Origin of the sequence: Streptomyces canus, from assembly GCF_001514145.1 — a bacterium.
Taxonomy (GTDB): domain Bacteria; phylum Actinomycetota; class Actinomycetes; order Streptomycetales; family Streptomycetaceae; genus Streptomyces; species Streptomyces canus.
In genome coordinates this window covers 15,012-27,541 of record NZ_KQ948690.1, presented here as the reverse complement: position 1 = coordinate 27,541, position 12,530 = coordinate 15,012, and the positions used below count along the sequence as shown (strand labels likewise).

The 12,530-nt window shown below is 66.7% G+C and carries 9 protein-coding genes; all 9 read right to left on the bottom strand.

The window, feature by feature from the left end; all coding sequences use genetic code 11:
* Positions 1 to 15: 15 nt before the first annotated feature.
* Positions 16 to 1,272, bottom strand: a complete 1,257-nt coding sequence (locus AQJ46_RS49715) for an NAD(P)/FAD-dependent oxidoreductase (RefSeq protein WP_159064249.1) — start codon at positions 1,270 to 1,272, stop codon at positions 16 to 18.
* A 19-nt stretch (positions 1,273 to 1,291) separates the two neighbouring features.
* Positions 1,292 to 1,612: a 2Fe-2S iron-sulfur cluster-binding protein gene (locus AQJ46_RS49710; protein WP_059211966.1), complete on the bottom strand. Its 321-nt coding sequence runs from the start codon at positions 1,610 to 1,612 to the stop codon at positions 1,292 to 1,294.
* A gap of 39 nt (positions 1,613 to 1,651) precedes the next feature.
* A complete protein-coding gene (locus AQJ46_RS49705; protein ID WP_059211965.1) occupies positions 1,652 to 2,530 on the bottom strand; it encodes an SDR family NAD(P)-dependent oxidoreductase in 879 nt (292 codons plus the stop codon).
* Positions 2,530 to 3,759: a cytochrome P450 gene (locus AQJ46_RS49700; protein WP_159064248.1), complete on the bottom strand. Its 1,230-nt coding sequence runs from the start codon at positions 3,757 to 3,759 to the stop codon at positions 2,530 to 2,532. The genes AQJ46_RS49705 and AQJ46_RS49700 overlap by 1 nt, the downstream gene beginning before the upstream one ends.
* Positions 3,760 to 4,069: 310 nt before the next feature.
* A complete protein-coding gene (locus AQJ46_RS49695; RefSeq protein WP_059211963.1) occupies positions 4,070 to 5,053 on the bottom strand; it encodes a DNA polymerase Y family protein in 984 nt (327 codons plus the stop codon).
* A complete protein-coding gene (locus AQJ46_RS49690) occupies positions 5,050 to 8,514 on the bottom strand; it encodes a DNA polymerase III subunit alpha (protein WP_059211996.1) in 3,465 nt (1,154 codons plus the stop codon). The genes AQJ46_RS49695 and AQJ46_RS49690 overlap by 4 nt, the downstream gene beginning before the upstream one ends.
* Before the next feature lie 260 nt (positions 8,515 to 8,774).
* Positions 8,775 to 10,727: a DUF3732 domain-containing protein gene (locus tag AQJ46_RS49685; RefSeq protein ID WP_059211962.1), complete on the bottom strand. Its 1,953-nt coding sequence runs from the start codon at positions 10,725 to 10,727 to the stop codon at positions 8,775 to 8,777.
* Positions 10,724 to 11,215, bottom strand: a complete 492-nt coding sequence (locus tag AQJ46_RS49680) for a three component ABC system middle component (protein ID WP_059211961.1) — start codon at positions 11,213 to 11,215, stop codon at positions 10,724 to 10,726. The genes AQJ46_RS49685 and AQJ46_RS49680 overlap by 4 nt, the downstream gene beginning before the upstream one ends.
* A complete protein-coding gene (locus AQJ46_RS49675) occupies positions 11,212 to 12,420 on the bottom strand; it encodes an ABC-three component system protein (protein WP_159064247.1) in 1,209 nt (402 codons plus the stop codon). Before AQJ46_RS49675 ends, AQJ46_RS49680 begins: the two co-directional genes overlap by 4 nt.
* Between the last annotated feature and the right edge of the window lie 110 nt (positions 12,421 to 12,530).

The window sequence follows — 12,530 nt, the reverse complement described above, 5'->3', positions numbered from 1 at the left end:
GATCAGTCGCGGGAATTAGGACGCTTCGGAGGTGAAGGATCGCCTCCTGCGCAGGGGGACGGACGGGTCCTGGAGGTCGCTGAGGGGGACGACGGCGCTCGAAGCGATGAGCGCCTTTCCGGCCGCGAAGTCCGCGGGGCTGCAGATGGCGTCGACCGCGCGCACCACGCCGTCGCGGAGGTAGAAGACCGAGAAGCGGCGCCCCGACATAGCGTCACCGCGAACCGCTACGGTGTCGTAGCCCGCACTCGACCCGGCGGCCTGCAGCTTGACGTCGTACTGATCCGACCAGAACCAGGGAAGGTCGTTGTAGGGCCGCCCCCGCCCGAGGATGTCCTCGGCGACGAGACGGGCCTGGGCCGCGGCGTTCGGCATCGACTCGAGCCGGCGCAGCCCTCCGTTCAGCGGATCGGGGTGCCGGGCGACATCGCCGATGGCGTAGACGCCGGCGGTCCCGGTCCGGCAGAACTCGTCGACGACGATGCCGTTGTCCACGTCCAGGCCGGCCCGCGCGGCGACCTCGTCGTTGGGCACCATCCCGATGCCGATCAGCACCTGATCCACCGGGATCCGAGAGCCGTCGCCCAGCACCACCGTGGAGACGTTTCCGTCCTCGACCTGAAAGAGCTCGACTTGGGCCGAGAGCCGGACGTCCACCCCCTCCTGGGTGTGGACACGGAGGAAGAACTCGGAGACCACCGGCGAGGTCACCCGCGCGAGGAGCCGGTCGGCGGCCTCGATGACGGTCACCCGCGCGTCCAGGCGGCGCAGCACCGCGGCCACTTCGAGCCCGACGTACCCGCCGCCCACGACGGCGAAGCGGGAGCCGGCGATCGTCGTCCGCCGGAGACGTTCCACGTCCTCGATGGTGCGGACGTAGTGGACGTTGCCGGCGCTTTCGAGGCCGGGGTCGGCGACGCGGCGCGGGCGCCCGCCGGTGGCGAAGACGATCCGGTCCCAGTCGAGCACGGAACCGTCGTCGCAGCCGGCCCTCCGGCCGTGCAGATCGACCCACTCGACCGCCACGCCCCGGTGCACCGTGATGTCGTGGTCGCGGTAGAAGTCCGCAGGGCGCAGATACAACTCCGCAATCGCCACCTCACCCCGCAGATAAGCCTTCGACAGCGGCGGCCGGGTATAGGGGAAGTGCGGCTCAGAACCCACGAGGGTCACGTGGCCCTCGTGACCGCCCGCCCGTAGCGCACCCGCGAGCTCGCCTGCCGCTTGTCCCGCCCCGACGACTAGCACACGCGAGTCTCTGGTCGGCTCCATCATCTCTGCACCCCGCGGCCTATCGTTGCGTCGAGGGAACGTGGACGACGATGCCGTCGAGGTCGTCGGTCAGCGTTACCTGACAGCTCAGACGACTCGTCTCGGTGGGCTCCTCCGACGTGACGTCGAGTAGGGACTCCTCGTCATCACTACGCGGTTTGAGCTTCCCGAACCAGGCTTCGTCGACGAACACGTGACACGTCGCGCAGGAAAGGTCACCCCCGCACTCGCCGATGATCCCCGGCACGAGGTTCTCCACCGCCACCTTCATCAAGCTGCGGCCGTCTGCTGCGCACGTGGTGCTGCTGCCGTCGGGCTGCACATAAATCACTCGTGCCATACCTCTGGTACTCCGATCCATGCAAGTCTCTGCGCGAGTTCAGAACTGGTCGACGACCGGGCACCGCGACGCGTCGCCGGTCCCGTCGTGGGCGTGGCCGGCTTCAGCGGCCACCGGCAGCATCTGGACGGCCGTCATCACGTCCCGTGCGTGCTCGATGACGAAGGACCGCATCACCGGGTTCGTAGCGGTGATGTAGTCGCCGCGGAGCAGACCGTCGACCGCGGCCCGCGCCACGTCCCGGGTGTTCTGCGCGTGCGGCTCGATGGCCCGGGCCAGTTCCGGAGAGGAGCGGACGAGCTCGACGACCTTTTCGGTGCGCACCCAGCTGGGAGCCAGCAGGGTGACCGAGACACCCGTCCCCTCGAAGTCCCGGCGAGCCGTGTCGGTGATGCCCAGCGTCGCGTACTTCGCGGTCGTGTAGGCGCTCGCCGCGAAGACGTGCGGGGGAACGCCGAGCGAGTGCTCCGACCCGACGAGCAGCAGGCGAGCGGCCCGCCCCGACCGGGCGGTGTCGATCAACGCCGGTCCGAACGTGTGCACCGCCGAGAACGTCCCGAACACGAAGACGTCGAACATCGCACGGACGTCGTCCAGGTCGTGTTCCCAGATACGCCCGCCGCCGTTGCCGGCCATGATGCTGACCACGGCGGTGGTCACCGGACCGAACTGCGACTGTGCGGCTCGTACCACCTGCCGCAGTTCTTCCCCGCTCCGTACGTCCGCGTGAGCGTAGGCGGCCGCACCGCCGGCTTCCGTGATCGCGGCCACGGTCTGCTCGCCGCCTTCGTCGTCGATGTCGCTGACGACCACGCGCGCGCCGCGAGCGCCCAGCTCGAGGGCGATCCCTCGGCCGAGGCCGGATGCTCCGCCGGTGACGACGGCAACCTCGCCGTCGAGCCCTGTCTTGTTCTCCATCAGGAAACCCTCGCCACAGGAAGCGAACGGATCTGGTTGATGAACGTGGACCAGCCCCGCTGCGGTGCACCGTTGAGCCGGAAACGGAAGTCCCGCTTCGCCATCTCCTCGAAGAGGATGCGCAGCTCGAGCTTGGCCAGCGCGTTGCCGATGCACCGGTGCGGGCCGCTACCGAACGCCAGCGAAGCGGTCTCGGTGCGCCACGGATCGAACTCGTCCGGGTTCGCGAAGACGGCAGGATCACGGTTCGCCGCCGTGAAATAGAGGTTCAGCAGATCGTTCTCGCGAACCTGCTGGTCACCGACCACGGTGTCCTGCGTCGCCGTGCGCGACATGAACATCGCCGGCGTAATGAACCGCAGGAATTCCTCGATCACCTTGTCCGGGCCGAGTTCCTCGATGCCGCGGAACGTCTTATCGGCGATCTCCGGGCTTTCGAGAATCATGCGCATGGACTGACCGATAAGCGTGTGCGTCGTCTCGAAGCCCGCCGCCTGGAGCAAATTGAGGAAGTCGTAAGCCTCAGCTTCGGTGATCTCACCGCGTTCTGCCGCATGGATCAGCACACTCGTCATGTCCGACTGGGGATTGCGCAGCTTCTCCGGTACGAGTTTCTCGCGGTAATAGACGTGCGTCTTATGCAAGACCTCCCCCACCGCGTTGACGTCGGCGGTTTGCATGGCTTCGAAGGACGCGAGCGTCTGGTCGACGATCCACTGCCGGTCCTCGGCAGGTACACCCTGCACGCGGGCAATGACGAAAGAGGGGATGATCTGGGCGACCTCGAGGATGTAGTCGAACTCGTCAAGGTGCTCGATCCGTTCGAGGACTTCCACCACGATCTCGCGGACCCACGGGTCGAAGTTCTTGACGATCCGGGGCCCGAAGGCCGCGGCGGCGACCCGGCGCACAGAGCTGTGCCGCGGCGGATCCATCATCATGAGGTTGTTGTAGAGCGGGTTCTCGGCGGGGTCGGGCGACAGATTCGTCGACGGCCACGCTCCTCCCGGCTGAGAAGCGAACAGCGCCGGGTTGGACTCGATTTCCACGATGTCGGCGAACCGGGTGACGGCCCAGAAACCGCCGTTCGCCGTCGCTATTTCTGTGGGCTGCCAATGGAATCCCGGCGTTTCCCGCAGGCGTGCGAAAGCTTCGTGGGGCACGCCTGCGGCGAACGTCTGGGGGTTGGTCAGATCGGGGATTTGGTTCGTCTCCACACCCGTAACCACGATTCCTCCTAGAACCGTTCGATGCGTCATCGCATCGGGTTAAGGGGAGCGTATGCCAACTAGTCAGTTGAAGTCAACGAGATGGCTGCCAGATTTCGCCGTGGTTGCGAGGCTCCGGCGTCGGCACGGCAAGCGACACTCACCGCAGCACGTCGCCGTTGATCGACGCTTGACGCGTCACCCGCAAGAGCGTCTGGACGAACGGGCCCGCGCAACGTTCGCCGTGCGGGCCCCGGTGGATACGCTCAGAGGGCATTTGATCTAGGCGAATTGCCCTCTGAGAGTGCTACCGCTCTCGGGAAGTGTCTGATCATGCGACATGGATCGCCGCTGCTCCTGCCGGCTGTACCGCCTCCGTACCGAACCGGTCTCGGGCGCGATCGGCGGCAGCCTCGATACGGCGGGCTTTCTCGTCGGTCGGCTCGAAGAGCAGTTGGCGGGAGGCTCGTTCGGCGGCGATCAGGTTCTCCGCCCGCAGGGAGATGGTGCGGACGCGGGCGCGCTGAAGAGCGAGTCGGTCGTGGAGGTCGTAGGCGAGTGCTGTCAGAGCGCGCGTGTGGGCAGTGGGTTCGGGCAGCTTGCGGGTGCGAGTTGTCGTCGAGCGGTCCGCGTAGCGGATGATGAGAGTGAGAGCGCAGGCCGCCTGGGACTCGCCGCGCAGCCGTAGGCCGAGGCGGTCGGTGAGCGCGAGCAGGGCGGCGCGCTGCCGGTTCCGGTCCAACTCGTCCTGGGTGAAGTGGTGTTCGACGCTCATCGAGCGGGGCGGGGCTGAGGGGATCACTGGAGTGGGATCGAGGCCGCGGGCCGTGTCGTGGAGGTGGCGTCCGGCGGTGGCGCCCAGGATGCGCTGCAGCGTGCCGAGTGGTGCGGCGGCGATCCTGCCGACGCTGTCCAGGCCGTACGAGGACAGGGTGCGGGCGGTCACCGGTCCCACGCCCTGCAGAGCGGCGGTGGGTTTCTGCGCGAGGAAGGCGGTGACTGTGTCGATGTCGTCGGGCAGGGTACGGACTGCCGAGGGCGGGCCGTCGACCGCGACCATGCGGGCGAGCAGCGGGGTCGCAGCGACGCCGACTGTCGAACGGAGCCCGTACAGCCCACCGGTCCGCGCCCGGATGCGCTCGGCCAGTGCCGTGGCGTCCGTACCGAAGTAGCGCAGGCTGCCGGAGACATCGGCCAGCGCGGCATCCGGTGGCAGTGCCTGCACCAGGGGGGTGTACTCGGCCAGCAGGGTAAGAAGACGGCTGTAGAGCTGCTCGTCCCGCAGGTCATGGAAGTGGATGTAAAGGATGTTCATCCTGCGCTCCCGGGGCTCTGGTGCCACAGCTTGCGGCTCTGTTTGACGGACTCGCCGGGCGGCTGCAGATCCGCCCAGGGATGCAGTGCGTAACCGGTTTCCAGTTGGAGGCTGCGGCTGCCCGCGGCTCTGCCTGGTGGTGAATCGGCCTGGGTGAGTCGTTCCGTCACCGCCGAGAGGCCGTCTTCGCGGCGCAGCTCGGCCAGTTCGGTGAGATCCCAGGCGGCGGAGCCTGTCACCGACAGCGCCTTCCCGCTGCCTCCGCCACGGCGCTGCACCACTCCGCGCACGAGCAGCAGCCAGGAATGGAAGACGGTGTGTGCGCAGGCTTCGTGGCTGTCCTCGAAGAACGCGCAGTCCACCAGGCCTGTCGTGTCGTCGAGCGTGGTGAAGATGACGCGTTTGCCGGAGCGGACCGGCGGGGTCTGAACGGCTCCTTTCGCGCCGGCGACCAGCACTACCTGGCCGTGCGGCAGGTCCTTCAGCCGTTTCGCGGAGACGACTCCGAGTTCTTCCAGCAACTCCCGGTGGTCGCCCATGAGATGGCGGGAGGTGTCCATGCCGAGCACCCCGAGCTCGGCTCCGAGTCGCTCAGCGTCGTCCAGGTCGGGCAGGCCGGCGGGGGCGACCGCACTGCGGGCCGTGTCAACCTCCCCCAGTGTCAACTGGCCTTGCGCAGAGCTCCGCTGGCTGCGATGCAGCTCGGCGAGGTGCAGCAGCAGGTCGCGGCGGTTTCGGCCGAAGGTGTCCAACGCGCCAACCTGCGCGAGGCGTTCGGCGACGGGTCGGGATGGCCGGGCCCGGGCAGCGAAGTCCTGGAGCGAGCTATAGGGGCGCCCTGCGACGATTCGCGCCGCCTCACTCTCGCTCATCCCGCGCACGTCACATAGAGCGAGCCGGATCCCGTGGACGGGGCGACCACTCTCCGCATCAGACACCAGTTCGATTCGATAGGCGGCATCCGACGCATTCACATCCAGCGGCAGGATCGGCACGCCCCGCCGCCTGGCATCCGCGAGCAGCAGTCGCTTCGGATACATCCCCGGGTCGTGTGTAAGGAGCCCTGCATAGAAGGCTGCTGGATGATGGGCCTTCAGCCACGCCGACTGGTACGAGGGCACCGCGAAGGCCACTGCGTGCGCTTTACAGAAGCCGTACGCCCCGAACGCCTCGACGATCTCCCAGGTCCGCTCGACGACCTCCTCCTCGTATCCCCGCCTGCGGGCCTCCTGCGCGAACCATGCCCGTACTCGTCCGAGCTGGTCGGCGTTCGACAGCACCCGCCGCGTGTAGTCACCGAAGGCCGGGGTGCAGCCGGTCATGACAGACAGGATCCGGATGATCTGTTCGTGGAAGACCACGACGCCGTACGTCTCCCGCAGCGCGGGCTCCAGGTCGGGGTGCGGACAGCGGGGTGCCTGGCGCCCGTGCCTGGATTTGATGAACGGATCGACCATGTTGGCCGCAACAGGTCCTGGTCTGAATAGCGAGATGTCGACGACGAGGTCGTGGAAGGTTTCGGGCTGCAATCGGGCGATGAGGTCGCGCTGGCCGGGTGACTCGGTCTGGAAGCAGCCCAGGGTCTGCGAGGACTTGATCAGCTGGAACGTCTTCGGGTCGTCCGGCGGCACCTGGGTGGCGTCGTCCAGGTCGATACGCTCCCCGGTGTTCCGCTCGATCTCGGCGACGGCGTGCGCCATGGCGGACTGCATGCGTACGCCGAGCACGTCGAGCTTGAGCAGGCCGAGATCCTCCACGTCCTCCTTGTCGAACTGGGACATGGGGAAGCCCTCGCCACTGGTCGGCATGACCGGGGTGCGGTGCAGCAGGGTCGCGTCGGAGAGCAGCACGCCGCACGGGTGCATGGCGATGCCTCGCGGGAGCGCATCCAGAGCCTCGACCAGGTCCCACATGTGCGGGCCGTATGACTCCGGGTCAATGCCGCGCAGTTCCGGTAGTTCCTGCAGAGCGGCGCGGGCGTCCCGGGCTCGGATGTGAGGAAACGATTTTGCAAGTCGGTCCACCTCAGCTGGGTCCAGGCCCAGGGCAAGGCCGACATCGCGTACGGCGTGCCGGACCCGGTAGGTCTCCGGCATGGACACGGTGGCCACCCGCTCCGGGCCGAAGCGGTCGATGATCGCCCGGTAGACCTCCAGACGGCGGGCGGACTCCACGTCGATGTCAATGTCGGGCAGTTCCGTGCGCCGGTCGGACAGAAACCTCTCCATGAGCAGACCGTGCTCGACGGGATCGGCGGTGGCGATCCCGAGGAGATGGTTGACCAGGGAACCCGCGCCGGAGCCGCGGGCGGCGACCCGGATACCGAGTTCACGGGTGTCGGTGACGACCTGGGCGACGGTGAGAAAGTACGAGGCGTACCCCAGTTTCTCGATCAGACGCAGCTCGTCTTCGAGCCGCTCCCAGCGGCGGCGATCACGGTCGTAGCGGTGCCGCAGCATGGCGGCGTCGCACGTCGAACGCAGCACCCGGTCGGGGGTCCGTCGGTGGGCGCCGACGAGTTCCGGTTCGGGGAAGTGCACCCGGCCGAGCCCCAGGTCGTCCTCGGGGTCGACACGGCACGCCGCGGCGGTCTCCTCGGTGACCTCAAGCAACCGGCGGGCAGTGTTCGCCCGGTATCCGGCGGCCTCGGCGACCTGCTCGGCGATGCGCGCCATGTCCGTTGCCGGCTTGAGCCACCGCTCGCCACAATCGCGCTCGCCTCGCGTGTCGATCGGCACCAGACGGCGTGCAGAATCCAGGACATCCGCGACCGGGCCTTGGCCGGGGTCGGCATACCGTACGGCGTTGCTCAGGACGGGCGTGATCCTCTGGTCGGCGGCGAAGCCGAGGGCGCGGGCCGCCAGCCGCAGCGAACCGGAGCCGGTGCCACTGCGGCCATGGCAGACGACCTCGATGCGCAGCGCCGCGTCCCCGTACCGCTCCCGCCAGGGCGCGAGCAGCTGGGCGGCACGGTCCGGTCGCCCAGCGGCCAGGGCGCGGCCGACGTCCGAGGTGGGGCCGAGTAGCACGGTGAGATGGTCCCCGCCGAGGGCGCCCCAGGGCAGCAGGGGGCGCCGGTCCTTCTCGGTGTCCGCATGCGCCGCGCTCACCAGCCGGCACAATTCGGCCCAGCCGCAGGCACCGTCCCGGGCAAGAAAAACCACGCGCTGAGCCGACTCGTCGACGAAGGCGCCGCCGCGAGCCGGTGTGCGTCGCCGCTCCGTGCGTCCAGCCACTTCGGGAGGCGCCTCCACCGCGAGATCCACTCCGAACAGGGGACGGACACCGGCCCGATCTGCGGCCTTGGCGAAACGAACAGTCCCGCCGAGGGTGTCTCGATCGGTCAGAGCGACCGCATCCATCCCCCGCGCGGCGGTCTGCTCCGCAAGCTGCTCTGGGTGCGAGGCGCCGTACCGCAGGGAGAACCCGGAAACGGCGTGCAGATGCGTAAAACCGCGCACCTGGACCACCTCGCCACTGACTGCCCCCTATCCCGCATTGCCACTCCGGCCCCTCCGGGGTGATGACACCACCCTAGACCAGCATCGAACGTTTATGCGATTCGAAGAGGATGGTGTCGTCGAATGCCCGGGGAGGCCTGCGCGCTCCCACGCGGAGCCGGGCTGGCGAGTGCCAGGCATCCCCCACCTGCCGGGATCGGAATATGTGACCAGTGGTTATCACAGAGTGTAACGATGCTCTCGGGCCGCTTGTCGTGTGGTCACTTGTCGGTGTCGTAGGTGATCCAATGCTCAGGAACGAGGGCTTCGCCGTTGCTGCGCCTCCAACGTGCCCGGACAGCGCTGCGGAAGGGCTCGTCGTCGAGGTCGGCGTGTTCGACGACTATGACCTGAAAGCCGCCCCGGAGCGCCTCGACGCTTGCCTGGATCGTCTTGTAAAGGTTGAGGAGGGTGGCGCGGGCGGTTCCGAACCCACCGTCGCGTGTCTCATCGGGAAATCCGGCTTGAGAGGGCTGGTCGAGGATGAGGAAGCGCGGGACGGGGCTATGGATCTCGGCGAACCACTCGTGCAGGCTCAACATGGTCGCGATGTGGTAGCCCAGATAGTTCTGCCCGCTTCCCATCTCGGACATCTTGGTGGGTCGCGGTCGGGTGTCGGCGATGAGCGTCAGTGCCTGAGGATCGAGTCGGATGGGCTCGTCGTGGTGCTCCAACTCCAGCGCAGTCGCTTTAGCCTGGATCTTTTGGTTGACCAGGGACAGATGGCTGCTAAGCAGGTCCTCCTGGACAGTGTTGGCGAGCTGGTCTTCGAGTTCGGCGATCTGCACCGTGAGCTCTTCCCTGCGGTCCACGACAGGCGGTGCTTGGGTGTGGCGAGTCATGGTGTCAAGGAAGAGGCTGATGCGTCCTTGCACGACAGCTGCGCGGTGCTGTGAGTCGTTCTGGGCGCTCGCCCGTTGGCCGGCGCTGAAGACCTCGATCTCCTCTTGATTGCGGGCCAATGCCGAGCGCAGATCCGCGAGGACCTCTTCCTCTTCCGTGATCCGTGCGTTGATGTCCGGGGTCGCTTCCCCGATCGTGGTCATCTCGGCATCCAGACGCTCAAGGTCCTGTCGCATGATCTGAGTCGCCTGGCCTGCGTCAGGCGCGTGGCTGCCACACACCGGGCACAGCCCTTGCTGTGGTGGCATCTCCGGGCGGGCGAGTGGCAGGAGGCCGAGGGTGGCCAACCGGGCGTGCTGCTCACGTACCTGGCCTAGGAAGTCGTCCTTTTCTCGGGCAATGGTCTTGAGGTTGGAGATGCGCACGCGGGTCTGAGCGTAGGCCTGGCGCAGGTCGCGGCGGGCTGCATTGAGCTCCGACAGCGGATCCTCCGCTGCGGCGGAACCCGTGGCCGGGACGGTCGGTTCCGTGACGAGGCGCAGTCTGGCGACGATCTCGTCGTGCGATAGAAGGCGGCCAGACGGAGCGGGGTCAAGCAGGTTGGCTTCCACGGCTTCAGCAAATAGCGCGGCAGCCGTTCCTGACGCATGCCGGAAAGGCCGCGCTGCCTCCAGGAACTCTTGGGCCTCGGCCAGTTGCCGACGTAGGAGCTTGAGTTGATGCTCACGTTGAGCGCGCTCGGGATCGACGGCACCGAGGAAGTACGGCAGCATCGCCCGCAGCGCTGGGCGGTGGTACTCCTCGGTCTGCCCGTGAAAGAGGAGATTCTGGTTGGCGACCTCGTTCTGCTCCTGCAGACAGAAGAACAAGCCGTGCCGGATTGACGGGGAAAGCTGGCGGACGCTGCGCGCCACGGGCAACTGCACGGAAGGGTCAATGCCGGTGAACCGGGACAGGACCTTCTTGGCGATCTCCAGCGGCATGGAGAAGGTCAGTTCTGTGATGGCGGGCGGCGGCGCCCCATGCGACTGGGAGACGATGCAAAGGGTGGTGCTGTTTGCAGCCTTGCCTGTGGGGGCCGGTCGGGCCACGAACAGCTGCTGATCGCCATTGACGACGGTGAGGGCGAAGATATGCACGAAGTTTCGGAGTGCTGCTCCGCGGATGACGAAGCCCTCGCTGCCCAGGCAGTAGTCGACGATGGTCAGAATGGCGCTCTTTCCGCGCCGGGCATCCCCCGTGATGATGTTGAGTGCGCCCGTCTGAAACGGGACCGTGCGAATCTCTCCTTCCTTGTTGTAGATAGAGATGGCGCTGATCTGGAACGTCAAGGCCGCACTCCTAGCAGGGTCATGACGGTGCTTATGCTTCCGGCGCTGGGAAGCCAACGTCCCAGCAGACGCGCGGCCTTCTGGAGGGCAACGACTTCGTCGCTGCCCCCGGTGATCGCCTGTCTCAAGGCTCCCTCAGGAACATAGAGGCGGCCTTGTTCATCGCAGGCCAACAGGCGCGTTTGCAGCGCCATCAATAAGCCAGGGCGGACAACGTCGGCGATAGCAGTCGCGTTCAGGGTCATGGAAGTACGTACGGACGGGTTCTCCTGCACCCAGCGGTGCAGTCCGCTCGCGGTCGACCGCGGCAGGGCAGTGCGTATTGCCGGTTGTAAAGCCATGACCGCGGCCAGAATCGCGACGACGACCGGGCTCGGCGTGCCAAACTCTGTCTGGTGGCCCTGTACAGAGCGGGCTGCGAGTAGCCCCGTGAAGGCAGGGTTGTACAGGGCACGCTCGTCTCGGCTGAGAGTGCTGAACTCGCTCATGCGGACGTGGTCTCAGCCGGCTCAAGCACGGCCATCAGCCGGGCGACGAAGTCCATGTGCCAGCCGATCTTGTATTCGTCGGCCAGGATGTGGAACGAGCCCTTGGCCACGAAGGGCTCATCGCACTCGGGCCGGATCCGCCATCGAGCCTCGGTCATCGCCCATCGGTAGATGCTCCTGGCCGCAGCGATCTTCTCTGTTTCCGCTACCTCCGCGCCGAGCGCATCGACCATTTCATCGAAGAGGTCTTCCCACTCCTCGGTCAGACGCCGCTCGTAGCGGCTGATCTCTTTTGGCAGCAAGAGATTCTCCTTCAGCCAGCGCGAGCGCTGGCTGAAGGCTCTCATATAGTCGCGTACCGCCTTGTTCACCCGGTTGGATCCCAGCTCAATGAGCTCCAACTGCTGGACGAAGGGCTGCCTCGCGTACTTCGCGAGGTCGGCCTGCATCTCGGCGATGTCCTCGTCGATGGGCAGGTTTGCCCTCCCGAACTGGTTGCGCAGGTCGGAGAAGGCTGCGTCGAAGTCCAGTCCGGTGATCGCGTCCAAGCTTCCCGCGAGCAGTTGCTGGATGGCTCGCCGGAAGAACCATCCTTCTAGACGGACGAGGAACGATGTGGCGTGCTCTCGGCCTACGACCGCGACCGCCGTCTGACGCAACTTCTGCTCAACAGCGACCACATCCGGAGCATCGCCGATCACCTGGATCTTGGACACCATGCGTTCCAGCTGAGCGTCCGTCAGAAGATCGAAAGCCGCGAAGGCTTTTGCCAGCTCGTCGCTCTTCGAGGTCCTGCGAGTGGATTTGAGTCCCTCGAGTGCGCGCTGTTCGTCGCGCTGGCGGGAGTCCTCGGACTGCAGCATGCTACCCACGGTCTCGCGTGGCAGTTCGGCCGTGGTGAGCAGGATCAGATCGGTTTCATCCAGGTCGATTTGTCCGTGGGCGATCGCGTGACACCAGATCCGAAGGGTCTTCCACAGGTCCACGCTGGCATTGGTCATGCGTGTGCCCGGCGAACGGTGTTTGAGCTGATAGTACGTCCGCCCATCGCGGCGGATCTCCTCGATGTCGTCCCCGGCCTCGATGGCCAGCGCCCAGTCCAGAGTCCCGAGACGGCTCACACATAAGTGGAGAGCTTCACGCAACTGGTAGACGTAACCGAGGGCAGAGGCCGACGCCTTGAAGTCCGGTTCCCGCTCGCTCATGTTCGCCCCCTTGCAGGCCACAGCTCACTGCGAGTGACCCGATCTTGTCACGGAGTGTCTGCCGATAACACCCCTTCCGTCTGCCAACGCTCGCGGCGGCCTACGGTCTC

What these genes read in the sequence shown, in the direction of transcription:
- AQJ46_RS49705 (WP_059211965.1), bottom strand. Translation starts at nt 2,530, where the DNA reads ATGGAGAACAAGACAGGGCTCGACGGCGAGGTTGCCGTCGTCACCGGC.
- AQJ46_RS49680 (WP_059211961.1), bottom strand. Translation starts at nt 11,215, where the DNA reads ATGAGCGAGTTCAGCACTCTCAGCCGAGACGAGCGTGCCCTGTACAAC.
- AQJ46_RS49710 (WP_059211966.1), bottom strand. Translation starts at nt 1,612, where the DNA reads ATGGCACGAGTGATTTATGTGCAGCCCGACGGCAGCAGCACCACGTGC.
- AQJ46_RS49695 (WP_059211963.1), bottom strand. Translation starts at nt 5,053, where the DNA reads ATGAACATCCTTTACATCCACTTCCATGACCTGCGGGACGAGCAGCTC.
- AQJ46_RS49715 (WP_159064249.1), bottom strand. Translation starts at nt 1,272, where the DNA reads ATGGAGCCGACCAGAGACTCGCGTGTGCTAGTCGTCGGGGCGGGACAA.
- AQJ46_RS49675 (WP_159064247.1), bottom strand. Translation starts at nt 12,420, where the DNA reads ATGAGCGAGCGGGAACCGGACTTCAAGGCGTCGGCCTCTGCCCTCGGT.